24 protein-coding genes are annotated in these 21,554 nt (G+C 67.9%); 9 read left to right on the forward strand and 15 right to left on the reverse strand.

Annotated elements, in window-relative coordinates; all coding sequences use genetic code 11:
- Positions 1 to 28 precede the first annotated feature (28 nt).
- On the reverse strand, positions 29 to 646 hold the full coding sequence (locus tag BMZ25_RS00145; RefSeq protein ID WP_177190337.1) for a PAS domain-containing protein: 618 nt from the start codon (positions 644 to 646) through the stop codon (positions 29 to 31).
- 152 nt (positions 647 to 798) lie between these two features.
- On the opposite strand from BMZ25_RS00145, the gene BMZ25_RS00150 reads away from it, so the two are divergent.
- The 3 genes from BMZ25_RS00150 to BMZ25_RS00160 are packed head-to-tail and all read left to right on the forward strand — an operon-like array spanning position 799 to position 2,853.
- Positions 799 to 1,689 carry a YicC/YloC family endoribonuclease gene (locus tag BMZ25_RS00150; RefSeq protein WP_092686625.1) on the forward strand — a complete coding sequence of 297 codons (891 nt, stop codon included), beginning with the start codon at positions 799 to 801 and terminating at the stop codon, positions 1,687 to 1,689.
- Positions 1,690 to 1,693: 4 nt separating this feature from the next.
- Positions 1,694 to 2,335 (forward strand): guanylate kinase, encoded by a 642-nt coding sequence (gmk, locus tag BMZ25_RS00155; RefSeq protein ID WP_092686627.1) that lies wholly within the window; start codon positions 1,694 to 1,696, stop codon positions 2,333 to 2,335.
- Positions 2,332 to 2,853 (forward strand): gamma carbonic anhydrase family protein, encoded by a 522-nt coding sequence (locus tag BMZ25_RS00160; protein ID WP_092686629.1) that lies wholly within the window; start codon positions 2,332 to 2,334, stop codon positions 2,851 to 2,853. Before gmk ends, BMZ25_RS00160 begins: the two co-directional genes overlap by 4 nt.
- Before the next feature lie 6 nt (positions 2,854 to 2,859).
- Here BMZ25_RS00160 and BMZ25_RS00165 read toward each other — a convergent pair whose 3' ends face one another.
- The 5 genes from BMZ25_RS00165 to guaA form a co-directional block, all read right to left on the reverse strand.
- Positions 2,860 to 3,720: an ATPase gene (locus BMZ25_RS00165; protein ID WP_092686631.1), complete on the reverse strand. Its 861-nt coding sequence runs from the start codon at positions 3,718 to 3,720 to the stop codon at positions 2,860 to 2,862.
- 321 nt (positions 3,721 to 4,041) lie between these two features.
- Complete coding sequence (locus tag BMZ25_RS00170; protein ID WP_092686633.1) at positions 4,042 to 5,214, reverse strand: OmpP1/FadL family transporter; 1,173 nt, start codon at positions 5,212 to 5,214, stop codon at positions 4,042 to 4,044.
- A 100-nt stretch (positions 5,215 to 5,314) separates the two neighbouring features.
- Complete coding sequence (locus tag BMZ25_RS00175) at positions 5,315 to 6,226, reverse strand: DMT family transporter (RefSeq protein WP_235859737.1); 912 nt, start codon at positions 6,224 to 6,226, stop codon at positions 5,315 to 5,317.
- Between the two features lie 60 nt (positions 6,227 to 6,286).
- The gene (locus BMZ25_RS00180; protein WP_092686639.1) at positions 6,287 to 6,940 is read right to left on the reverse strand and encodes a YdcF family protein; all 654 of its coding nucleotides are present in this window, start codon (positions 6,938 to 6,940) and stop codon (positions 6,287 to 6,289) included.
- On the reverse strand, positions 6,931 to 8,496 hold the full coding sequence (guaA, locus tag BMZ25_RS00185) for a glutamine-hydrolyzing GMP synthase (RefSeq protein WP_092686642.1): 1,566 nt from the start codon (positions 8,494 to 8,496) through the stop codon (positions 6,931 to 6,933). The genes BMZ25_RS00180 and guaA overlap by 10 nt, the downstream gene beginning before the upstream one ends.
- 170 nt (positions 8,497 to 8,666) lie before the next feature.
- On the opposite strand from guaA, the gene BMZ25_RS00190 reads away from it, so the two are divergent.
- A complete protein-coding gene (locus BMZ25_RS00190; RefSeq protein WP_092686645.1) occupies positions 8,667 to 10,214 on the forward strand; it encodes a trimethylamine methyltransferase family protein in 1,548 nt (515 codons plus the stop codon).
- Here the strand turns inward: BMZ25_RS00190 and BMZ25_RS00195 are convergent.
- Complete coding sequence (locus tag BMZ25_RS00195; RefSeq protein WP_092686648.1) at positions 10,207 to 10,512, reverse strand: DUF6477 family protein; 306 nt, start codon at positions 10,510 to 10,512, stop codon at positions 10,207 to 10,209. The genes BMZ25_RS00190 and BMZ25_RS00195 overlap by 8 nt on opposite strands.
- Before the next feature lie 231 nt (positions 10,513 to 10,743).
- Between BMZ25_RS00195 and BMZ25_RS00200 the strand changes: the two genes are divergently transcribed.
- Positions 10,744 to 11,832 (forward strand): DUF6456 domain-containing protein, encoded by a 1,089-nt coding sequence (locus BMZ25_RS00200; RefSeq protein WP_092686651.1) that lies wholly within the window; start codon positions 10,744 to 10,746, stop codon positions 11,830 to 11,832.
- 60 nt (positions 11,833 to 11,892) lie between these two features.
- Here BMZ25_RS00200 and BMZ25_RS00205 read toward each other — a convergent pair whose 3' ends face one another.
- The gene (locus BMZ25_RS00205; RefSeq protein ID WP_092686654.1) at positions 11,893 to 13,395 is read right to left on the reverse strand and encodes a catalase; all 1,503 of its coding nucleotides are present in this window, start codon (positions 13,393 to 13,395) and stop codon (positions 11,893 to 11,895) included.
- Between the two features lie 96 nt (positions 13,396 to 13,491).
- On the opposite strand from BMZ25_RS00205, the gene BMZ25_RS00210 reads away from it, so the two are divergent.
- The 3 genes from BMZ25_RS00210 (at position 13,492) to lipA (ending at position 16,450) form a co-directional block, all read left to right on the forward strand.
- The gene (locus BMZ25_RS00210; RefSeq protein ID WP_092686657.1) at positions 13,492 to 14,409 is read left to right on the forward strand and encodes a LysR substrate-binding domain-containing protein; all 918 of its coding nucleotides are present in this window, start codon (positions 13,492 to 13,494) and stop codon (positions 14,407 to 14,409) included.
- Between the two features lie 133 nt (positions 14,410 to 14,542).
- The gene (locus BMZ25_RS00215) at positions 14,543 to 15,397 is read left to right on the forward strand and encodes a CAP domain-containing protein (RefSeq protein ID WP_092686662.1); all 855 of its coding nucleotides are present in this window, start codon (positions 14,543 to 14,545) and stop codon (positions 15,395 to 15,397) included.
- An 81-nt stretch (positions 15,398 to 15,478) separates the two neighbouring features.
- Positions 15,479 to 16,450, forward strand: coding sequence for a lipoyl synthase (gene lipA, locus BMZ25_RS00220; protein WP_268874182.1), 972 nt, complete (start codon positions 15,479 to 15,481; stop codon positions 16,448 to 16,450).
- An 18-nt stretch (positions 16,451 to 16,468) separates the two neighbouring features.
- On the opposite strand, the gene BMZ25_RS00225 is transcribed toward lipA, so the two are convergent.
- From BMZ25_RS00225 to hpt, 4 genes are all read right to left on the reverse strand, one after another.
- Entirely contained in the window at positions 16,469 to 17,410 is a 942-nt protein-coding gene (locus BMZ25_RS00225; protein WP_092686668.1) for a c-type cytochrome, read from the reverse strand.
- A gap of 41 nt (positions 17,411 to 17,451) precedes the next feature.
- Complete coding sequence (locus BMZ25_RS00230) at positions 17,452 to 17,931, reverse strand: c-type cytochrome (protein ID WP_092686671.1); 480 nt, start codon at positions 17,929 to 17,931, stop codon at positions 17,452 to 17,454.
- A gap of 91 nt (positions 17,932 to 18,022) precedes the next feature.
- On the reverse strand, positions 18,023 to 18,199 hold the full coding sequence (locus tag BMZ25_RS20635) for a hypothetical protein (RefSeq protein WP_177190338.1): 177 nt from the start codon (positions 18,197 to 18,199) through the stop codon (positions 18,023 to 18,025).
- A complete protein-coding gene (gene hpt / locus BMZ25_RS00235) occupies positions 18,196 to 18,750 on the reverse strand; it encodes a hypoxanthine phosphoribosyltransferase (RefSeq protein WP_092686674.1) in 555 nt (184 codons plus the stop codon). The genes BMZ25_RS20635 and hpt overlap by 4 nt, the downstream gene beginning before the upstream one ends.
- Before the next feature lie 68 nt (positions 18,751 to 18,818).
- On the opposite strand from hpt, the gene BMZ25_RS00240 reads away from it, so the two are divergent.
- Positions 18,819 to 19,265: a type II toxin-antitoxin system RatA family toxin gene (locus BMZ25_RS00240; RefSeq protein ID WP_092686677.1), complete on the forward strand. Its 447-nt coding sequence runs from the start codon at positions 18,819 to 18,821 to the stop codon at positions 19,263 to 19,265.
- A 16-nt stretch (positions 19,266 to 19,281) separates the two neighbouring features.
- Here BMZ25_RS00240 and BMZ25_RS00245 read toward each other — a convergent pair whose 3' ends face one another.
- The 3 genes from BMZ25_RS00245 to BMZ25_RS00255 are packed head-to-tail and all read right to left on the reverse strand — an operon-like array spanning position 19,282 to position 21,367.
- Positions 19,282 to 19,755: a CinA family protein gene (locus BMZ25_RS00245; RefSeq protein ID WP_092686680.1), complete on the reverse strand. Its 474-nt coding sequence runs from the start codon at positions 19,753 to 19,755 to the stop codon at positions 19,282 to 19,284.
- Complete coding sequence (locus BMZ25_RS00250; RefSeq protein WP_092686682.1) at positions 19,752 to 20,240, reverse strand: phosphatidylglycerophosphatase A family protein; 489 nt, start codon at positions 20,238 to 20,240, stop codon at positions 19,752 to 19,754. Before BMZ25_RS00250 ends, BMZ25_RS00245 begins: the two co-directional genes overlap by 4 nt.
- Positions 20,237 to 21,367: a bifunctional 2-C-methyl-D-erythritol 4-phosphate cytidylyltransferase/2-C-methyl-D-erythritol 2,4-cyclodiphosphate synthase gene (locus BMZ25_RS00255; protein ID WP_092686685.1), complete on the reverse strand. Its 1,131-nt coding sequence runs from the start codon at positions 21,365 to 21,367 to the stop codon at positions 20,237 to 20,239. The genes BMZ25_RS00250 and BMZ25_RS00255 overlap by 4 nt, the downstream gene beginning before the upstream one ends.
- Between the last annotated feature and the right edge of the window lie 187 nt (positions 21,368 to 21,554).

Raw genomic sequence — 21,554 nt, forward strand, 5'->3', positions numbered from 1 at the left:
GCGCGTCGGGGAAACCCGGCGCGCCTTTTCAGTCCGGGGTGATGACCCGGAGCGAGGGCCGCGCCGCGCCGCTGTCCCGGTCGGGGTGGTCGGCATATCCGATCAGCGTCTGCCGCGTGTCCGAGGTGACGTCGAACCGGACCGGCACGCGCCGGGGGATGGCGGTGGCCGACAGGCAGCCGAGGATGCGGTTCGACTGCCCGTCATCGTCGCGCAGCGGCAGCAAGAGAAGCCGCGCGCCCACGCTGTTGCGGCGGAACCCGACCGGAGAGCGCAGTCCCAGCTCGACCCGCGCGGGTTCCTCGCAGACCGTCTCGACCGCCTCGGCGAACACGTCACGGGCCGCCGGGCCGGCAAAGATCGTCAGGGGCATGCCGCGCACGTCCATGCCCAGCAGATCCGTCAGGTGCGTGCCCGCGACCCGGAACCGTGCCACGCCGGGCGCCACGCGCTCCAAAAGGAAGGTGCGGTCAAGCGCGCTGCCGATGCCGCGCGGATCGATCTCGGACCGCCACGGCATCAGGCGGCCGTCGCTCAGCTGCGTCCAGTACCGCTCGACCGCGGCGCAGGCCGCGTCACCGGTTCCATCTTTCGTGCCACGGAAAAGAGGCACGACGTTCGTTGTCTCTTCGCTTCTCTCGGTCATGGCCCACTCCCGCCACATGCCCTCGTTACCCGCGAAACTTGCCGCTGTCCGACCCGTCTGATACCCGAATTGCGGCCAGTTCCGCCCCACAAAGTGTCAGTAGCATGGCGCTGAGGCGAAATCAGGCAAATTTGCGTCAAAAGGTTAACGCCATGCCCAACTCCATGACCGGTTTCGCCACAATCGGCGGTGCGCGAACCGGATGGAGCTGGACGTGGGAGCTGCGCTCGGTCAACGGGCGGGGACTGGACCTCAAGCTGCGTCTTCCCGACCGTCCCGAGGGCGTCGAGCAGCCGGCGCGGGCCGCGCTTCAGGCCCGTGTCGCGCGGGGCAACGTAACGCTGCAGCTGCGGCTTCAACGGGACGGCGATGCCGCGGGGGCCGGGGTCAACGCCGTCGCCCTCGAGACGGCGCTTGCCCAGATCGCCCAGGTCGAGTCCGCCGCCGCCGAGCGGGGCGTGGCGCTGGCGCCGACGCGGGCGGCGGACATCCTGACGATGCGGGGCATCACCGCCGCCGAGGACAGCGCGGACGAGGCCGAGGCCCTGCGAGACGCACTTCTGGCGGATCTTCCCGCGCTGCTCGACGCCTTCGTGGCCGCCCGCGCGGACGAGGGCGCGGCCATCGGCGGCATCCTGTCTGCCCAGGTCGACGCGGTGGAGGCCCTCGTCGCGCAGGCGCGCGAGCGTGCCGCCGCCCGTGGCGCGCAGGTCGCCGAGACGCTTCGCGCCAACGTGGAAAAGGTGATGCAGACGGCCGACGGCCTGGACCCCGACCGGCTGGCGCAGGAGGTGGCGCTGATCGCCGTCAAGCAGGACGTCACCGAAGAGCTGGACCGGCTCGACGCCCATGTCGCGGCGGCCCGCGATCTGCTGGCCGCCGAGGGGCCGGTGGGGCGCAAGTTCGACTTCCTGATGCAGGAGTTCAATCGCGAGGCGAACACACTTTGCTCGAAGTCCCAGAACGCCACGCTGACGCGGACCGGGCTTGACCTCAAGACCACCGTCGATCAGATGCGCGAACAGGTTCAGAACGTGGAGTAATCCCTTGGCGCGACGCGGCCTCCTCATCATCCTGTCGTCGCCGTCCGGGGCCGGCAAGTCGACCCTGGCGCGGCGTCTGCGCGAATGGGATCCCTCGATCCGCTTCTCGGTCTCGGCCACCACCCGCCCCCCGCGCGAGGGCGAGGTCGAAGGCCAACATTATCACTTCCTCACCGAAACCGTGTTCAAGCGCCTCGTGGCCAACGGCGACATGCTGGAACACGCCCATGTCTTCGGCAACTTCTACGGCTCCCCCCGCGCGCCGGTGCAGGAGGCGATCGACACCGGCTGCGACGTGCTTTTCGACATCGACTGGCAGGGCGCGCAGCAGATCAAGAACTCGGCGCTCAGCCCCCATGTCCTGTCGATCTTCGTCCTTCCGCCCTCGATCACGGAACTGCACCGCCGGCTCGTCAGCCGCGGGCTTGACGACGAGGCCACCATCCAGCGCAGGATGACCAAGAGCTGGGACGAGATCAGCCACTGGGACGGCTACGACTACGTGCTGGTGAACGACGACCTCAACCGGACGGCCGAGCGGCTGATCACCATCGTGACCGCCGAACGCCTGCGCCGCGCCCAGCAGCCCGAGCTGGTGGACCATGTCCGCAAGCTTCAGACCGAGTTCGAGGAGGGGGTGAAATGACGATCTACGCACTGGGCGACCGGACGCCCAGCCTGGCCCAGGACGCCTGGGTCGCGCCCGACGCCAACATCATCGGCGACATCGTTCTGGGCGCGGGGGCCTCGGTCTGGTTCTGCGCGACGCTGCGCGGCGACAACGAACGCATCGACGTGGGCGACGGCACGAACATCCAGGAGAACTGCGTCCTGCACACGGACATGGGCTTTCCCCTGACCATCGGCGCGAACTGCACCATCGGCCACAAGGCGATGCTGCACGGTTGCACGATCGGAGAGGAAAGCCTGATCGGCATGGGCGCGACGGTTCTGAACGGCGCCCGGATCGGCCGCAACTGCCTGATCGGCGCGGGGGCGCTGGTGACCGAGGGCAAGGAGATTCCCGACGGCAGTCTCGTCCTGGGGGCGCCGGGAAAGGTCGTGCGCGAGCTCGACGATCAGGCGCGCGCCGCGCTCAGGGCGTCGGCGCTGCACTATCAGGAAAACGCAGCGCGGTTCCGGGCCGAGCTGCGCGCCATCTGAGCGCGCTCAGGTCTCGGCCAGCGTGTCGGCGATCAGGTCGACGAAATCCGCCGGCCCCCGCAGGCGCGAGACGTCGTCGGCTCTGACCTTGATCCCCCAGTTCCGCGCCATCGCGGCATAACGCGGCTGCCGATGCGCCAGCGCGCGGGCATAGGCCCATCGCACGAAGGCGTCGGGATCGACCTCGTCCTCGGGTATGCCCTTGGTCTCGAGATACTCGGCCCAGGCCTCGCGCAGGAACTCGGGCTGGTAGTACATCGGCTTTGGCGCGCGGTCGAAACGGTCGACCAGGTCTTGCGTGTGGTCGTCGCTGCCCTCGATCCAGATCATCAGCGTGTGGTCGTAGAGCGCGCGCAGCACCGGGTCCTCGGGATCCTCGGGGTCCACGACCTCGCAGATCGAGCCGCCGGTGTCGCAGACGAAGTTGTCGTAGCCGTAGATCTCGCGCGCCCGGTCGATGAACGGCACGGTGTCGAGCAGCGACGAGATCTCGGCGACCTGGTGCTGTTCCTGCCGGATCATGTAATCGGCGAAGGGCAGGCCGCCCTTCGACGGATCGCCCGGCTTGCCCAGGTAGGCCGACAGCGGGGCGAGGTTGTCGAACGTAATGTTCGAGGCGACATAGATCGAGTCCGTCATCAAGAGCTCGCGCAGCAGCGGGATCTTCATCGCCTCGCGCTTGAAGTTGTCCTCGATGTGCTCACCCATGTAGCGGGTGCCGATCCGGTAATCGACCGAGTAGTGGAACCAGTTCCCCGTCCGCCGGAGCATCGCGGCGACATGGGTCTTTCCGAGTCCGGACATGCCGAAAAGGCAGACACGCTTCTGCTGCGCGGCCCGCCATTCCCCCGCGGTGTTGTAGATCATCCTGCCTCTCCGCTGCCTTCGGCCTTTCCTAGCGGGCCAGCGGCGCGGACGGTAGGGGGCTTGCGGTTCAACGGGAGCAATCCGCGGGCCAGAAGCGGAAATCCCACAGGCCCGCGGGTGGGCAGCGCTGCGTGGCGCGCTTTGAGGCCCGAACGAGCGTATGACCAGATGTCACCGGCACGCGGTTTCCGGCGTCCGCGAGGGCGAAGATTCGGTCGACGGCGCGGCGGGCCGGTCTGCCGTGCAGGCGGAGAACCCCTAAAAAAGAAAGACCCCCGCCGGTGTGGCGGGGGCCCAAAAGCGTGGTGCGGCAGGGTTCGATCAGAACTTGATCGCCACCTGCAGGCCGCCAGCGATGGCGGTGTTGTCATCGAAATCGCCGAAGGCGGTGCCGGCGGGCTGGTCGAGGGCCGAGGGCGCCTCGGTCCGGGCATCGCCGATCCAGATGTGGCGCAGGCCGCCGGTGATCTCGTAGCGCTCGGTCTCGTAGGTGACCGCGACGCCGACCGAGGTCTGGCCGTCCGTCGGGCCGAGGTTGCCCGAGAAGCCGCCGTTCTGATCCTCGTAGGTGGCCAGGACGGCCCCCGACCAGTTTTCGGTGAAGCGGCGGCCGAGGCCGACGGTGTAGGTGATGACGTCGTCGTCGTAGTTCACGAGCGAGCCGTTATACGCCGTGTTGTAGACCGAGGGCGTGATGTCGAACTCGGACCAGTCGACCCAGCGGACCGAGCCGAAGGCCAGCGTGTCAGGCGCGATGCCCGACTGCACCTCGAGGTTCAGCGATTGCGGCACCGTCGTCTCGAAGGAGGTGTCGAAGTTCGAGACGCTCTGCGTGGCCGGATCGAACACGGTCTCGGAGGCCGAGAAATCGTGCGTGATCTCGGAGTTGTAGGTCAGTGCGACGCGCAGGGCGATGTCGGGACGCTCGTAGGCTGCGCCCAGGACATAGCCGTAATCCGTCTCGGACGACGTCTCCATCTCGTAGCCGTTGAACAGCGAGACTCCGCCCGACGCCTGCTGCGCCCGAAGCCCGCCGAACAGGGTGACGTTCGAGGGCAGCTTGTAGCTGGCCAGCGCGGTGACGGCGGCGCTGTCGATCTCGGCGGTCGAGCTGTTCAGCCCGAGCGCGGCGAAGGGCGCGCCCCCGCCGTAGAGATACTGCGTGTCGCTGCCGTAGTTCACGTCGGCGCCGATCGGGTTGTCGACGATCAGGGCCAGCGCGACGGACTCGTTGACCTGTTGCTTGTAGCCGAAGGCCAGCGTGCTGTAATCCTCGGACATGTCGCCCGAGGATGCGCCGGCCGGCGACGTCGGCCCGACTGGCAGAAGTTGTTCGCCGGACACGTCCGGCGAGACGTAGCCGAAGCTCAGTTCGACGCGGTCGCCATCCTCGAACAGGATGCCCGCGGACTGGGCCGAGCGTTCGACACCCCCGGCGCCGGCCTGGCCGGCGATCAGGGCGCCGAGCGCGGTGAGCGTTGCAATGCGTTTCATGTTGGTGTTGCCTCCCGGAGTGGTCCCGGTACGCTAGCGATGGCATCAGATTGCGGTCAATTAATGACGGTGCGTCACGCAATCGTGGCCTGACACCCCGTCATCTTTGCGCAACAAGTCCCGTCCGCCGGCGCCGCTCGGCATAGACGTTGAGATAGTTCGCCCCGCAGATCAGCGCCGCGCCGACCGCGACCGACAGCGCCACCGGCTCGGCGTACATCAGCATGCCCACCGCGGCGATCACGGGCAGACGCAGGAAGTCGAACGGCACGACCAGCGTCGCGGGCGCGACCGACAACGCCGTCGTCAGGCACAGATGCGCCATCAGCCCGGCCAGACCGATCACGCCGATCCACGGCAGGTTCCCCGCCGAGGGCAGCGCGATGGACCCGTCGAGCCCCGCGCAGACCAGCCCGAACACCGCCTGCATCGAGGTCAGCCAGAACAGGATGCAGGTGATCGTCGCGGTCCGCGTCAGGATCTTCGTGGTCAGGATCGACCCGGCAAAGCCGAACGCCGCCAGCGCCGCCGGAAGCAGGCCGGGGGCGAGCCCCGACATGTCCGGGCGCGCGACGATCAGGATGCCGGCGAACCCCACGAGCGCCGCGATCAGCCGCGTGCGCGTCAGCCTCTCGGACAGGACGAACGGCGCCGCCAGCGCGACCCAGATCGGCGCCGAGAACTCCAGTGCAAAGACCTGTGCGAGCGGCGCAGTCGCGATGGCGAAGAACCACAGGTTCTGGCCGGTAAAGTGAAAGACGTTGCGCACGACGTGCAGTCCGAACCGCCGCGTGCTGACCTCTCGCAAGGTGCCCAACGCGCTCGCGCCGATCAGGACCAGCACCACGCCGACGAGCGAGCGGTAGGTCATGATCTCGAACGTGTCGAGTTCGAGAGAGACCTCGCGCCCCGCCACGGCCATCGCGGAAAACGACACGATTGCGCCCGCCATCCATGCCGCCGCTTCCAGCGGATTCGCGTCCGCCGGCACCATGCGCTTCAGCTCGGTCATTCCGGTCACTCCCCCTCGCTGGCCCTCTTTAGCCGCAGCGCGAGCCGGGCGCGAGGGGGCTTAGTGGAGCAGGGGCGTCAGCCCGGCCTCGGGCACACCAAGCGCGTCGGCGGCCGAATATCCCGCCGCGCGCAGGATGTTGACCGGCCATTTCACCCCTTCCAACAGGATCGGCACGGTCGGCAGGCGCGGGTTCGGCCCGTCGGCAGCGTAAAGCGTCAGGCCGTCCATCCCCGCCCACCGGAAGCTCGCCCATGCGCGGGGCAGGTGATAGGCGCTGGAGACGAGGATCAGCCTGTCCTCGGCAATGGGGCCAAGGATGTCGCGCGTGAAGAGAGCGTTCTGCAAGGTCGAGTGCGATCCGCCCTCGGCCCGGAGCCGCGCCGGCGGCACACCGGCATCGCGCGCGGCATCGGCCATCATCGCGGCCTTGGCGCGCGGGTCGCCGCCGCCGCGTCCGCCGGACATGACCAGAAGCGGCGCCTCTCCGTCCGACGCCAGCTCTTGCCAGAGCGTGACCCCCGACCGCGCCCGTGCCGCCGTCTCGGGCGTCATCCGGCCATCGGCGGTGGTCCCGGCGGACAGGACCACCACCGCCGCGGCGTTGTCCGGCAACGCCGGCGGCGCGTAGGTCAGCACGAACGCCGCGGTGCCGCCGCTGCCCAGAAGGAAGATGACGCATCCGGTGGCCAGAAGCCGCCGGATCACTCCCATTCGATGGTTCCCGGAGGTTTGGACGTGATGTCGTAGGTCACGCGGTTGATACCGGTGACCTCGTTGATGATCCGCGTGGCGGTCTCGCCCAGGAAGTCGTGGCTGAAGGGATAGAAATCCGCCGTCATCCCGTCGACCGAGGTCACGGCCCGGAGCGCGCAGGCATAGTCGTAGGTGCGTCCGTCGCCCATCACGCCCACGGTGCGCACGGGCAGGATCGCGACATAGGCCTGCCAGATCTCGTCATAGAGGCCATGCTTGCGGATCTGGTCGATGAACACCGCGTCGGCTCGCCGCAGGATCTCCAGCTTGTCGCGGCTGATCTCGCCGGGGCAGCGGATGGCCAGGCCGGGGCCGGGGAAGGGGTGGCGACCGATGAAGCTGTCGGGCAGGCCCAGTTCGCGGCCGAGGGCGCGGACCTCGTCCTTGAACAGGTCGCGCAGCGGTTCGACCAGCTTCAGCCCCATCTTCTCCGGCAGACCGCCGACATTGTGGTGCGATTTGATGGTGACCGACGGGCCGCCCGAGACGCTGACGGATTCGATCACGTCCGGGTAGAGCGTGCCCTGGGCAAGGAACTCGGCGCCGCCGATCTCGCCCGCGTGCTTCTGGAACACGTCGATGAACAGCCCGCCGATCGTCTTGCGTTTGACCTCGGGGTCGCTGACGCCTTCGAGCGCATCGAGGAACAGGTCGCTTTCGTCCGCGTGGATGAGCGGGATGTTGTAGTGGTCGCGGAACATGGTCACGACCTCGTCCGCCTCGTTCAGGCGCAGAAGGCCGTGATCGACGAACACGCAGGTCAGCTGATCGCCGATCGCCTCGTGGATCAGGACAGCGGCGACCGAGGAATCGACACCGCCGGACAGGCCGCAGATCACCTTGCCGTCGCCGACCTGGGCGCGGATCTTCTCGATCGCTTCGGCCTTGTAGGCGCCCATCGTCCAGTCGCCGGTGAAACCGGCATAGCGGGTGAAGTTCTCCAGCAGGCGACGGCCGTTCGGAGTGTGGTGGACCTCGGGGTGGAACTGCACCGCAAAGAAGTGCCGGTCGTAATCGGCGACCATCGCGAAGGGGGCGCCCGGCGAGGTGCCGATGACCTCGAATCCCGGCGCCAGCGCGGTGACGCGGTCGCCGTGGGACATCCAGACCTGCTCTTCGCCGGTGGCGAACAGGCCCGCGAAGATCCGGTCGTCGGCGTGGTCGCCGGCAGGCGCCACGCGGGCGCGGCCGAATTCGCGGTGATGGCCCGATTCGACCGCACCGCCGAGCTGGTCCATCATCACCTGCTGGCCATAGCAGATGCCGAGCACCGGAATCCCCATCTCGAACAGCTTTTGCGGCGCGCGGGGTGACCCGGGCTCGGGCACGCTGCCGGGCCCGCCGGACAGGATCACCGCCCGTGGCGCGATCCGGTCGAGCGCGGCGTCGTCGATCTGGTCGAAGGGATGGATCTCGCAGTAGACCCGTGCCTCGCGCAGCCGGCGCGCGATCAACTGGGTCACCTGGCTGCCGAAATCGACGATGAGGAGGCGGTCGTGATAGGTCTCGGACATGGCACGGGGCTTAGGGCGCTCGGCCGGTCCGCGCAAGACGCAGCATGCACGGATTCGCCGGCGCATGTCGTTTCCGGGCCTCAGGTGGCGCAGACGGCTCAGGCGCAGGTGGCGTCGTCCGGTAAGTGCTGTTGAAACGGGACCACGACGCGGAAAGCGGAGGCAGACGCATGGCAGAGGCACAAGCACGCAGGCGGAGCCGTGGCGCAGGCGGCGGCGCGGCGCGACGCGCGGAACGCACGGCGGTTCAGGTCGAGACGGCGCGCTTCATCGAGCGCAACGTTCCCAACTACGAGGTGCTGACTGAAGAGGCGCTGGAAACGATCGAGGCCAACGCCGAGACGGTCCTGGCCGAGATCGGCGTGAACTTCGTCGAGAATCCCGGCGCTCTGCAACGCTGGCGCGACGCGGGCGCCGACGTCGAAGGGGAGCGCGTCCGCATCCCCCGCGGCCTGGCGCGAGAGCTCTGCGCCACCGCCCCGGCGCAATTCACTCAAGTAGCACGAAACCGCGAGAAATCCGTCGAGATCGGCGGGCGTAACCTGGTGCTCGCCCCGGTCTACGGCCCGCCCTTCGTGCGCGGGCTTTCCGGCGGGCGGCGCTATGCCACGATCGAGGATTTCCGCAACTTCGTAAAGCTGGGGCAGATGTCCAAGTGGCTGCACCACTCGGGCGGGACGATCTGCGAGCCCACGGACGTCCCCGTCAACAAGCGGCATTTCGACATGCTGCACGCCCACATGATCCTGAGCGACAAGCCGTTCATGGGCGCGGTGACGGAGCCGAGCCGCGCGCAGGACGCGGTGGACATGTGCGGCCTGCTGTTCGGCAACGAGTTCGTGCAGGAGAACACGGTCCTCACATCACTCATCAACATCAACTCGCCGCTGACCTTCGACGCGACGATGATGGGCGCGCTCGAGGTCTATGCCGCCAACAACCAGGCCTGTATCGTCTCGCCGTTCATCGTGGGCGGCGCGATGGCGCCGACCACGGTGGCGGGCACGCTGACGCAGGTGCTGGCCGAACTGATGGCCGGCGTGGCCTATGCCCAGCTGGTGCGCAAGGGCGCCCCGGTGATCGCCGGAGCCTTCGTCACCTCGATCGACATGAACTCGGGCGCGCCGACCTTCGGCACGCCCGAGGCGGCGCACGTGACCTACGGGATGGGGCAGCTTGTCCGCCGGCTGGGTGTGCCATATCGCTCGGCGGGGTCGTTCTGCGGATCGAAGCTGCCGGACGCGCAGGCCGGAATGGAAACCGCGAACAGTCTGCAGACCGGGCTTCTGGCCGGGGTCAACTTCATGCTGCACTCGTGCGGCTGGCTGGAAGGCGGGCTGGTGGCCTCGTACGAGAAGTTCGTGCTGGATTCCGACCAGCTTGGCGTTCTGCACCATTTCGCCCGCGGCGTGGACATGGGCGACAACGGTCAGGCGATGGATGCCATCCGCGAGGTCGGGCCCGGCGGACACTATCTGGGCTGCGCCCATACCCACGCCAACTTCAAGGAGGCCTTCTGGCGCTCGAACGTGTTCGACTACAAGCCGTTCGAGACATGGGAGGAAGAGGGCGCGCGCGACAGCCAGGCGCTGGCCGCGGCGCGGGTCGACAAGCTGCTGGCGGATTACCAGCAGCCGCAGATCGACCCGGCCACGGCCGAGGCGCTGGCGGCATACGTGGCCGAACGAAAGGCCGCGCTGCCCGACGCCTTCAGCTGATCCCCTGGGCCCCGCCGGGGCGCGACAGCAGCAGCCGCGCCTCGGCCATCAGTGCGACGAGCACCTCGATGTGCCGCGCGATCGAATAGGTCGCCGCGCCCTCGGTGCGCGAGGCGTCCAGTTCCGCTTCCCGAGCCAGCAGATCCCGCACCGCCCGGTCGGGGGACAGGCCCGCCCCCTCGGCCAGAAGGCGCCCGAGGTCGCGCTGGCGGTCGTACTCGGCCAGGGCGTGACGGGCGGCGCGGATCAGGATCGCGGGGCGGCGGAGCGTGTCGAGCAGGGCGGACAGGTCGGTCATCGGCGGTCTCCGTTTTTCGGGACCGCCGGGATACCACAACCCATCGGCGTGTTGCGTTGCCCCGGATCTACCGTGCGGTGACGCTTCAAATTGTAAACAAACTCGCAGCATCCTGGCCACCACGCTTCGAAGGTTAACCAACGGATAACGATTGCGCTCAAGATTTGAACGCAGAACGACAGATAACCCGTTGGAAACACTGGTGGAGCGGCAAATATGGGGGATCACGCGATGCACCTTGAGACAGCGGCCCGGAGCTGGCCGCACTGGATACCCGGACCGGCCCGCGCCTATCTCGCGCATACCGAGCTCGGGTTGTCGTTGAGGGAAGTTGCGCGGAAATCCGGCTGCCACGCCTCGACCGTTCTGCGCCATGTGCGCCGGATCGAGGCCCGCCGGGATGACCCCCTTGTCGATCACGCCCTGCGCCGGATGGGCGCGGGCCTGTCGGCCCCGGACGCGAACGTCGACGCGGACGGGGCACATCGGAGGGGACAGAGGATGACCACCCAGCTCGAGCGGAAACAGGACCGCGACGCGGCGCCGAAGGGCGACGAGATCGATACCGAGGCGCAGCGCATCCTGCGCCACCTGGCTACGCCGGGGACCTGTCTCGCCGTGGCCGACGGACTGGAGAGGGCGGCGGTGGTGCGCGAATGTGCCGACGGCCAGACCCAGCGGATCGCCATCACCCCGCGCGAGGTCGCCGAGGCGATGGCCCTGCGCGACTGGATCGCCACCCGCGGCACCGGACGGATCGCGCGCTATCGCCTGACGCCGGTGGGGCGGGCCGCCCTGAGGCGCCTGCGCGCCGGCGAGGACGGCGCGCGTTTCGGCGCGCAGCACCGAAGCCTGGGCGCCGACCCGACGGGCGGGCGGGCGCGTTACAATGCCTGCGAAAGCCCGGTCACGGCGCTGGCGCGGCGCAAGGACCGCGACGGCAGCCCGTTCCTGAGCTCGCAGATGGTGGATGCCGGCGAACGCCTGCGCGAGGATTTCGAACTGTCGCAGATGGGCCCGCGCGTGGCGCAGAACTGGGACCGGTTCCTGACGGCGGGAATCGACCGGGGCGGGGATACGAGCCTCGAGCCGGGCTCGGACGCGGCGCGCGCGCGGGTTCAGGCCGCGCTGGCCGAACTGGGGCCGGGGCTGGCGGATATCGCGCTCAGGACCTGCTGCTTCCTCGAAGGGCTCGAGACGGTCGAGAAGCGGCTGGGCTGGGCGGCGCGGTCGGGCAAGATCGTGCTGCGGATCGCGCTGGAGCGGCTGCACAGCCATTACGAGCGCGTGCATGGCGGTCGCCAGCCGTTGATTGGCTGACCACAAGAAAACGGGGCGCCCCGAAAGGCGCCCCGGCGCTATCGTTCCTGTCGGCCCGGATTACTCGGCCGCTTCGATCGGCGAGTCGTCGGTGACCGGCACCGCGTTGACGTCGCTCGCCTTCTTCACGGCGGCACGCACACCGGCCTCGTAATCGGGATGCACCCGACCCAGGACGGCGAACCAGCGCTCCATCACCGAGTCCGAGCAGGGGCCCATGGCCGCGGCCATGTTGTCGAAGAGCCGCTGCTTCTGACCGTCGTCGAATAGCTCGAACAGGGCGCGGGGCTGGACGAAGTCCTCGTCCGCGGTCTCCTGCTTGTAGCGCTGCATGTCGCCGTCGATCTCGAGCGGCGGCTCGGCCACGGTCGGGTTCGCCACGGGTCCGTCATACTGGTTCGGCTCGTAATAGGCGTCCGGGTTGCCGAAGTCGTTGGTGAAGAACCGCATCGGACCATCTTTGTGGTAGTGGTTCACCTTGGCGTTCTTCGCCTCGTTCGCCGGCAGCGCCTCGTAGTGGGTCCCCAGGCGATAGCGGTGCGCATCGGCATACGAGAACACGCGCGCCTGCAGCATCTTGTCCGGCGAGAAGCCGATGCCCGGCACGACGTTCGAGGGCGAGTAGGCCGCGTTCTCGATGTACTGGAAGTAGTTCTCGACGTTGCGGTTCATCTCCAGCTCGCCGACCTCGACCAGCGGGTACTGGCCGTGCGGCCACACCTTCGTCAGGTCGAACGGGTTGAAGCCGCAGGTCTCGGCCTCTTTCTCGGGCATGACCTGGATGTAGAGCGTCCATTTCGGGAAGTTGCCCTCTTCGATCGCGTTGAAGAGGTCCTCCTGGTAGGATTCGCGGGTCTTGCCGATCAGGCGCTCGGCCTCGGAGTTGATGTAGTGCTTGTGGCCCTGCTGGGTCTTGAAGTGGAACTTGACCCAGTGCCGCTCGCCGTTGGCGTTCCACATCGAGAACGTGTGCGAGCCGTAGCCGTTCATGTGCATCGGGTTCACCGGGATGCCGCGGTCGGACATCAGGATGGTGACCTGGTGCACGGATTCGGGCTGCGCCGCCCAGAAGTCGAACATGGCTTCGGGCGAGCGCAGGTTGGTCTTGGGGTGACGCTTCTGCGTGCGGATGAAGTCGGGGAACTTGTAGGCGTCGCGGACGAAGAAGATGGGGGTGTTGTTACCCACCATGTCCCAGTTGCCGTCCTCGGTGTAGAACTTGAGGCTGAAGCCACGCACGTCGCGCTCGGCGTCGGCCGCGCCCTGCTCACCGGCGACGGTGGACCAGCGGCTCAGCACCTCGGTCGTCTTGCCGATCTCGGAGAACACCTTGGCGCAGGTGTACTTGGTGATGTCGTGGGTGACGGTGAACGTGCCCTGGGCGCCCCAGCCCTTGGCGTGCACCACGCGCTCGGGGATGCGCTCACGGTTCTGGTGGGCGAGCTTTTCGATCAGCTGGTAATCCTCCAGCATGACCGGGCCGCGCGGGCCGGCCGTCTTCGAGGTGTCGTTCGAGACGTACGGCGCGCCGGCGCTCGTCGTCAGGGTCGGCTTGTCAGCCATGGGTCGCCTCCTCAGGTGAATGGTCCTCGAGGTTATATGGCGATAATCGCAATAAAGAGAAATTGCATTTATCGCTTGCTGCGATAAGAAATGCCTATGCGCATCTCCCTTCGTCAGCTCCAGTACTTCGCCGCCCTGGCCGAGGCCGGCAGCTTTGGACACGCCGCAGAGATGGCCCATGTCAGCCAGCCGGCCCTGTCCCAGCAGATCAAGGAGCTCGAACGCAGCCTCGGCGTGACGCTGGTGGAGCGGCTGCCGCGCGAGACCCGGGTGACCCGGGCGGGGCAGGAGGTGCTGAGCCGCGCCCGCCGGATCCTGGCCGAGGTCGACGACCTGGAACAGGCCGTACGCTGGCAGGACGGGCTGTCGGGGCGGTTGCACCTGGGCGTGATCCCGACGGTGGCGCCGTATCTTCTGCCGCTGGCCCTGGCACGGCTCAGGGCGCAGGACGTGACGCTGGATATCCGTGTGCGCGAGGCGCAGACCGAGGTGCTGATCGACGCGCTCCAACGGGGCCGGGTGGATGCCGCCATCGTCGCGCTGCCGGTCCAGCGCGAGGGGCTGACATGGGAGCCTCTGTTCCCGGACACCTTCCTGCTGGCGGGATCCGAGGGCACGCTGAACAGGTGGCGTCATCGATCCGACGCCCTGCGCCCGCAGGAGATCTCTTCGGATCAGCTGCTGCTCCTGGACGAGGGGCACTGCCTGGCCGACCAGGCGCTCGAGGTCTGCGGGCTGCCCCGGCGGCGGCAGGTCGATCTGGGGGCCTCGTCGCTGTCGACGCTCTGCGGGCTGGTGGCGGCAGGGTTCGGCGTGACGCTGCTGCCGGAGCTGGCGGCGGCGAGCGAATCGGCGGCCGCGCCGAACCTGCGCCTGATGCGTTTCGCGGCGCCGGAGCCGAGGCGCGACCTGGCGCTGGTGCGGCGCGAAAGCTCGACCGACGACGGGTGGATGAAGAACCTCGCCGGCGTGCTCAGGGAGGCGGGCGAGGGCGTCCGCGCACGCTCGGCCTGAGGTTTCGGCATCTCTCTGCCAGCGGGCGCACCGTGCTGGCGGCGGGCCGCCCAAAACTGGCTGACCCTCAACCATCGGTTGGCAAGACGCGCGTGGCTTGTATCCGGGCAGCGGACGCAGATGGAGGGATCGAATGTCCGTTGCAAGCAACGTCGAGCGGATGATGCTCGAACTGGTGAATGACGAGCGCGCGAAGGTCGGGGCTCCGCCGCTCAAGTTGGAGTTGAACCTGAACGAAAGCGCCGAGACCCACAGCGACTGGATGCTCGACACCGACCGGTTCTCGCACACCGGCGCGGGCGGATCGTCGGCGGGCGAGCGGATGTCCGACGCCGGCTTCGACTTCGACGGCAGCTGGCGGTGGGCCGAGAACATCGCCTGGCAGAGCGAACGGGGTGAGCGTGGTATCCGCGACGATGTCGAGGACCTGCACGAGAGCCTGATGAATTCGCCCGGTCACCGCGCCAACATCCTGAACCCGGATCTCGACGTCATGGGCATCGGGGTCGAGCGGGGCAACTTCGCGGGCTACGACGCCGTCATGGTGTCGCAGAACTTCGCCAGCACCGGTGGCAGCCTCGACATCGACAACGGCGGCCAAGGCGTGCAGTCGGCGTCGCAGACCGTCGATATCGGACCGAGCATCACCGTCGACGACATATTCGTCGCCCGTGCGCGCGGCGCCTGGCGCGAAAAGCTGGCCAAGCACACCGAGACCGATGAGTCCGACGGTGACACGATCGCCTTCTACGAGATTCGCGACGACGAGGGGCACCACAACTTCCGGATGCGCGGCGAGGGTGTGATCGACGCCACGGACGGCGTGATCATCGCAGCCGACGATTTCGAGCGGCTGCGCGTGCGTGCCGACGATCACGTGGGCGAGACGACGGTCGAAATGCGAGCCTCGGACGGCGAAAACTGGGGCGATTGGGCCGACATCACGGTCGTCACGCAGTCGCCCGACGACTACTTCGGCTTCGCCTGAGCGGTCAGGTCGCGGCCGCAAGTCTCGCGGCATGATGGACAAAAGGCTCGGACCGCAATAGGTAAGGGCAAAATCGAGGACATCATGCCGCGCGATCTCAAGATACCCGGCGAGCGTCATCCCGAGAAGGCGCATCGCCCCGACAACGCCCAACCCAAGAAACCGTCGTGGATTCGCGTGAAGGCGCCGTCCGGTTCCGGTTATACCGAGACCAAGGCGATCATGCGCGAGCACAACCTCTCGACGGTGTGCGAAGAGGCCGGCTGCCCGAACGTGGGCGAATGCTGGAGCCAGGGCCACGCCACGATGATGATCATGGGCGAGGTCTGCACGCGGGGCTGCACCTTCTGCAACGTCGCCACCGGCCGCCCGGACTCGCTGGACGTGTTCGAACCCGGCCGGGTCGCCGACGCGGTGAAGAAGCTGGGCCTGAACCACGTCGTGATCACGTCGGTCGACCGCGACGACGTGGATGACGGCGGCGCCGAGCATTTCGCCCAGACGATCCGCGCGATCCGCCGGCAATCGCCGGGCACCACGATCGAGATCCTCACGCCCGACTTCCTGAAATCGGCACCGGGATCGCTCGAAATCGTGGTTGCCGCCAAGCCGGACGTGTTCAACCACAACCTTGAAACGGTGCCCGGCCTGTACCCCTCGGTGCGGCCCGGCGCGCGCTACTTCCACTCGTTGCGGGTCCTGCAGCGCGTGAAGGAAATCGATCCGTCGATGTTCACCAAGTCGGGCATCATGGTCGGTCTCGGCGAGCGCGCGGAAGAGGTGCGGCAGGTGATGGACGACATGCGCGCCGCCGATGTCGATTTTCTGACCGTCGGCCAGTACCTGCAGCCGACCCCCAAGCACCACGCCGTCGACCGCTTCGTCACGCCGGAAGAGTTCGCCTCTTACGAAAAGTCGGCCTATGGCAAGGGCTTCCTGATGGTGTCGGCCACGCCGCTGACGCGGTCGTCCTACCATGCCGGCGACGATTTCGCCCAGTTGCAGGAGGCGCGGAACCGCCGTCTGGAAAAGCTGGAGAAAGAGGGCGCCTGACCGGCGCCCCCGCCGCACTCAGCCGTCGGTCTGCGCGACCGGCGGCACGGCCTTGAGATAGGCGGCCAGCGCCGCCGTCTCGGCATCGGGCAACTGCCCGAGCTTGTCGATCACCGCCGTCATCTCGCCCCCCGCCACGTCGTAGGACGGGGTGAAGCCGCTGCGCAGGTAGGCGGCGATGTTGCTTTCCGACCAGTCGAGCCCGCCCGGCGTGATGTTCGGGATACGGCCGTCGCCCGACGGGTTCGCGGCGCCGCCCAGCCACGCCTCGGTCAAGAGCGCCCCGGCGCGGTTGCGCGGCGTGTGACATTCGCCGCAATGGCCCAGCGCCTCGGCCAGATAGCGGCCCCGGGCCGCCTGTTCCGAAAGATCGCCCTCGACCACCCAGTTGTCGCTGACGAAGGCGCGCTTCCACAGGCCGATGCCACGGCGGAGGGTGAACGGGAACGATAGCTCGTGCGGCTCGCTCGGGGTGTCGGATTCGGGGAGCGTCCGCCAATAGGCGACGAGGTCGCGGATGTCCGCGAGGTCGGCCTTGGCATAGGCGGTGTAGGGGAAGGCGGGGTAGTAATGCGCGCCGTCGGGCGAAACGCCCGTGGTCACCGCCTGGATGATCTCGGCATCGCTCCAATCGCCGATGCCGTGCTCGGGATCGGGCGAGATGTTCGGGGCGACGAACGTGCCGAACCCGGATGCGAAGCGCTGGCCGCCGGCCAGAACCGGCGGGGCGTCTTCATCCGGGTTTTCGTCCTCCACCGAGTCTTCGCCTTCGTCGCCCTCCGGCGCGGCGTGGCAGGACGCGCAACCAGCGGCGAGGAAGACCTGTTCTCCGTGCGCGACATCCGGTGCACCCAGATCGTCCAGGCGCGCGGTGTCGAGCGTGTCGGGGCGGGTGAGGAACCAGAACGCCCCTGCCAGAACGAGAAGCAGGAATACGGCCCAACGCAGAATGGGCGGCATGAAGGTCTCCTTGGTCCGTCAGGGGGCGTGGCGGGGACGGATCAGTCGTCGGACTGGCGATAATCCTCGTGGCAGCCGCCGCAGGACTCGCCAACGGACCGCATCACGCCACGCAGGGAGTCGAGCCCTTCGCCAGCCGCGCCTTCGAGTTCGGCGGTGGCGTCGATCAGGGCCTGCTTGGCCTCGTCGAACCCCTCGCGGTCCTCGAACACTGCCGGCAGCGCGCGCGTGTCTTCCATGTCCTCGACGCTGGTGCCGTCGAGCCAGTACCGCTCCTGCGACAGCGCGGCGAGGGCGGCGAGGTTGGACGCGGCCTGGCTGGCGGTGTCGGCGTCATACTCCATCTCGCCCTGCGCCATCGCGCCGAGGGGGGCGATGTTGTAGGAATAGAGCTGCATATGCGCGTGGCGGGCGTTCACCGCCTGCTCTTCGGGCGTGGCCTGCTGAGCCATGGTGGGAATTGCGGTGGCGATGAAGGACAGGCCTGTGCAGGCGGCGATGGCGAGGGGCTTCACTGTCATCTTCTGGCTCTCCGATTGGCTCGTTGCGTTCCGTGCATGTCACGCTACGGCAGATGGCCCGTCTGGCCACCTACGATTTCGTGAATGGCGCCTATCGGATCGGGCCGCGCCGCGACTCGGGCGTCAGGAATTCGGGCCATCCCCAGATCAGCTCGATCCCGAACAGGACGAGGCAGACCGCGATCACAGCCAGTACCAGCTTGACCCGGCCGGGAGAGGGCGGGTTCTGCGCCCATCGTTTCGCGCGCAAGAGCCAGGCAGGGTTCACGCCGCCGGCTCCTCTTCGGTGAAGCGCACCTTGCCGATGTAGGGCAGGTTGCGGTTCCGCTGGGCGAAGTCGATGCCGTAGCCCACGACGAACTCATCGGGGATCTCGAACCCGGTCCACGTCGCCCTGATGTCGACCTCGCGACGCGAGGGCTTGTCGAGAAGCGCGATGGTTTCGAGCCGCCGGGGCTGGCGCGAACGCAGGAGGCCGACGACGTGATGCAGGGTGAACCCGGTATCCACGATATCCTCGACAACCAGGACGTCGCGTCCGCCGATCTGGCCGCGCAGGTCCTTGAGGATGCGCACCTCGCGGCTCGACTGCGTCGAGTTGCCGTAGGAGGAGGCCTCGAGGAAGTCGACCTCGACATCGAGATCCAGCTCGCGGACGAGGTCCGCGATGAACACGAACGAGCCGCGCAACAGCCCCACGACGACCAGTTTCTCGGTCCCGGCGAAGCTCGTCTCGATCTCGCGGCCGAGGGTCTCGATCCGGGCGGCGATGGACTTGGCCGAGATCATGCGGTCGATGACATAGGATGGTTGCGCCATGGCGTCCCCTTGATTTCGCGCGCGCTTTGGTCGACATGACCCCGGATGCGCGCTGAGACGGATACGACATGACGACCCACGCCGAAACCCGCAAGCTGCCCTACACCGCCGACCAGATGTACGCTCTGGTGGCCGACGTGGAATCCTACCCGCAGTTCCTGCCATGGTGCGCCGCCGCGCGGATCCGCCAGACCCGGCCGATCGACGGCGGCAAGCTGATGGAGGCGGACCTTGTGATCTCCTTCCGCGTCTTCCGCGAGAAGTTCGGCAGCAAGGTCACGCTGTGGGAGACCGAGAAGAAGATCGACACCGAGTACGTCGACGGCCCCTTCAAGCACATGGTGTCGAACTGGACGTTCCGCGATCTCGACGAGGGCGGATGCGAAGTCCACTTCCACGTCGATTTCGAGTTCAAGAACCGCCTCCTGCAATCCGCCGCGGGCATGTTCTTCTACGACGCGATGCAACGGATCGTGCGCGCCTTCGAGAGGCGGGCGGCCGAGCTCTACGGCTGAGCCGCCCGGAAAGGCGTCAGGACAGCGCCTCGGTCAAAAGCTTGATCGCGTGATCGACGGTGGCGCGGCGTACGGCGTCGCGGCCGATCTCGCCGAATTCCACCGACTCGGTCCACGGATCCATGTCCTTTCGGGCGATGGCGAAGCAGACGTGTCCCTCGGGCTTGAACTCGCTGCCACCGGGTCCGGCGATGCCGGTGACCGCGACGGTGATGGTGGCGCGCGACCGGGACAGGGCGCCCTCGGCCATCTCGCGGGCCACGTCCTCGCTCACCGCGCCGTGGGCGTCGAGCGTCGGTTGGCCGACCCAGAGCATCTCTTCCTTGGCGATGTTGGAATAAGCGACGAACCCGCCTTCGAACACATCCGAGGCGCCGGGGATGTCGGTGATGGCGGCGGCAATCATGCCGCCCGTGCAGCTTTCCGCGGTTGCGATGCGCGCACCGGCGGCGCGGGCGGTGTCGATGAGCGTTTCGGCAGGCGAGGTCACATCAGTACTCCATGAGCAAGGGCGGCAAGGGCGGAGGCGACGATCGCGGCCAGAACGCCGGCGATCATGTCGTCCAGCATCACTCCGGTCGGGCCGTGCTGGCGGTCGGCCCAGCCGACGGGGCCGGGTTTGAGTATGTCGAACAGGCGAAAGAGGACAAAGGCCGCAATCCAGCCGGGCCACAATGCCAGAACATCTGCTCCTATCATACCAGCGCCGAACGACACCGGCCAGAGCGCAAGCCATTGACCGACAACCTCGTCGACGACGAACTCGGAGGGATCGGGGTCGCCGCCCTCGACGCTTTCTCGCCGGATCGCCCACCAGCCCAGCGCGGCGACCGCGACGGTGGCTACCACCACCAGCGCGAAGCCCCCCGCGATGTGCAAGAGCCACAACAGGGGCAGGGCGGCGGCCGAGCCCCAGGTGCCGGGCGCCGGCCGCAGGAGGCCCACGTAGAAGACGGTCGCGATCATCCGGCTCATGGCGCCACCAGCGTCACCGTCGCCAGCGCGGCGATGCCTTCCTCGCGGCCCGTAAAGCCCAGCGTCTCGGAGGTCGTCGCCTTGACGCTGACCCGCTCGGGCGCGACCTTGACCAGCCGCGCGATCTCGCCGGCCATCGCCGCGGCATGGGGGCCGATCTTGGGCCGTTCGCAGACCAGCGTGCAGTCGACATTCGACAGCCGGTAGCCGCGCTCGGCCGCGCGGCCTGCCGCGTGCGTCAGAAAGACGTGGGACGCCGCGCCCTTCCATTTCGGGTCCGAAGGGGGGAAATGCCGCCCGATGTCACCGTCCGCCAGCGCGCCGTAGATCGCGTCGGTCACGGCGTGCAGCCCGACATCGGCGTCGGAATGGCCCTTGAGCGTGCGGTCGTGCGGCACCTTCACGCCGCACAGTATCACGTAGTCCCCCTCGGCAAAGGCGTGCACGTCGAACCCCGTGCCCGTCCTGACATCCATGTCGCCTCTCAGTTCTTTCTCTGCCCGGGCGAAATCCGCCTCGGTCGTAATTTTAAGATTGGCCTCGTCGCCGGTCACGATAGCGACCTCCAGCCCCGCCGCACGCGCAACCGCGACATCGTCGGGCGCGGTCCCGTCATGGGCGCGGTGCGCGGCGAGGATCGGGGCGAACCGGAACCCCTGCGGCGTCTGCGCGCGCCACAGGCCGGTCCGGTCGCGCGTGCCGGTGACGCGGTCCGTGCCGTACCAGAGCGCGTCGCTGACCGTCAGCGCCGGGGCGGCGCCGTCCGCCTGTTCCAGCGCGGCGCGCACGCGGCCAATGACCGCGGCCGGCACCAGCGGGCGGGCGACGTCGTGAATCAGCACGGTCTCGACACCGCGCCCTTCGAGCGATTCGAGCCCGGCCCGCACGCTTTCGGCGCGGGTGCCGCCGCCGGTGACGATCTCGACATCGTCCCCGAGCGCCGGCGCGGTCCCGAGGTCGTCCGCGGCGAGGACGACGACAATGGGCGCGATGTCACCCACCGCGCGGAACGCGTCGATCGCGCGGCGCGCCACGCTGCGCCCGCCGAGGTCGCGCCATTGCTTTGCGACCGGGCCGCCGACACGGGTTCCGCGGCCGGCGGCGACGATGATTGCGGCTGTGCCCATATCCACCCTTTTTCTGCACCGCCGATCTATGCCGAGACGCAAGGCTCGGCAATGCTCGTCAGGATCGGGGCCTAAACGCCTAAATATTGTGCGATGCTTGCTTTTCAGCCATCCGAATGGCTCACCCATTTGCACGTCGCACGGGTGGGGGATAGCCATAGCGGCAACTGCACAAGGAATAGGCGAC

Origin of the sequence: Tranquillimonas rosea (assembly GCF_900111315.1) — a bacterium.
GTDB classification, from domain to species: domain Bacteria; phylum Pseudomonadota; class Alphaproteobacteria; order Rhodobacterales; family Rhodobacteraceae; genus Tranquillimonas; species Tranquillimonas rosea.

What these genes read in the sequence shown, in the direction of transcription:
- BMZ25_RS00145 (WP_177190337.1), bottom strand. Translation starts at nt 646, where the DNA reads ATGACCGAGAGAAGCGAAGAGACAACGAACGTCGTGCCTCTTTTCCGT.
- BMZ25_RS00150 (WP_092686625.1), top strand. Translation starts at nt 799, where the DNA reads ATGCCCAACTCCATGACCGGTTTCGCCACAATCGGCGGTGCGCGAACC.
- BMZ25_RS00160 (WP_092686629.1), top strand. Translation starts at nt 2,332, where the DNA reads ATGACGATCTACGCACTGGGCGACCGGACGCCCAGCCTGGCCCAGGAC.
- BMZ25_RS00165 (WP_092686631.1), bottom strand. Translation starts at nt 3,720, where the DNA reads ATGATCTACAACACCGCGGGGGAATGGCGGGCCGCGCAGCAGAAGCGT.
- BMZ25_RS00170 (WP_092686633.1), bottom strand. Translation starts at nt 5,214, where the DNA reads ATGAAACGCATTGCAACGCTCACCGCGCTCGGCGCCCTGATCGCCGGC.
- BMZ25_RS00175 (WP_235859737.1), bottom strand. Translation starts at nt 6,226, where the DNA reads ATGACCGAGCTGAAGCGCATGGTGCCGGCGGACGCGAATCCGCTGGAA.
- BMZ25_RS00180 (WP_092686639.1), bottom strand. Translation starts at nt 6,940, where the DNA reads ATGGGAGTGATCCGGCGGCTTCTGGCCACCGGATGCGTCATCTTCCTT.
- guaA (WP_092686642.1), bottom strand. Translation starts at nt 8,496, where the DNA reads ATGTCCGAGACCTATCACGACCGCCTCCTCATCGTCGATTTCGGCAGC.
- BMZ25_RS00190 (WP_092686645.1), top strand. Translation starts at nt 8,667, where the DNA reads ATGGCAGAGGCACAAGCACGCAGGCGGAGCCGTGGCGCAGGCGGCGGC.
- BMZ25_RS00195 (WP_092686648.1), bottom strand. Translation starts at nt 10,512, where the DNA reads ATGACCGACCTGTCCGCCCTGCTCGACACGCTCCGCCGCCCCGCGATC.
- BMZ25_RS00200 (WP_092686651.1), top strand. Translation starts at nt 10,744, where the DNA reads ATGCACCTTGAGACAGCGGCCCGGAGCTGGCCGCACTGGATACCCGGA.
- BMZ25_RS00205 (WP_092686654.1), bottom strand. Translation starts at nt 13,395, where the DNA reads ATGGCTGACAAGCCGACCCTGACGACGAGCGCCGGCGCGCCGTACGTC.
- BMZ25_RS00210 (WP_092686657.1), top strand. Translation starts at nt 13,492, where the DNA reads ATGCGCATCTCCCTTCGTCAGCTCCAGTACTTCGCCGCCCTGGCCGAG.
- BMZ25_RS00215 (WP_092686662.1), top strand. Translation starts at nt 14,543, where the DNA reads ATGTCCGTTGCAAGCAACGTCGAGCGGATGATGCTCGAACTGGTGAAT.
- BMZ25_RS00225 (WP_092686668.1), bottom strand. Translation starts at nt 17,410, where the DNA reads ATGCCGCCCATTCTGCGTTGGGCCGTATTCCTGCTTCTCGTTCTGGCA.
- BMZ25_RS00230 (WP_092686671.1), bottom strand. Translation starts at nt 17,931, where the DNA reads ATGACAGTGAAGCCCCTCGCCATCGCCGCCTGCACAGGCCTGTCCTTC.
- hpt (WP_092686674.1), bottom strand. Translation starts at nt 18,750, where the DNA reads ATGGCGCAACCATCCTATGTCATCGACCGCATGATCTCGGCCAAGTCC.
- BMZ25_RS00240 (WP_092686677.1), top strand. Translation starts at nt 18,819, where the DNA reads ATGACGACCCACGCCGAAACCCGCAAGCTGCCCTACACCGCCGACCAG.
- BMZ25_RS00250 (WP_092686682.1), bottom strand. Translation starts at nt 20,240, where the DNA reads ATGAGCCGGATGATCGCGACCGTCTTCTACGTGGGCCTCCTGCGGCCG.
- BMZ25_RS00255 (WP_092686685.1), bottom strand. Translation starts at nt 21,367, where the DNA reads ATGGGCACAGCCGCAATCATCGTCGCCGCCGGCCGCGGAACCCGTGTC.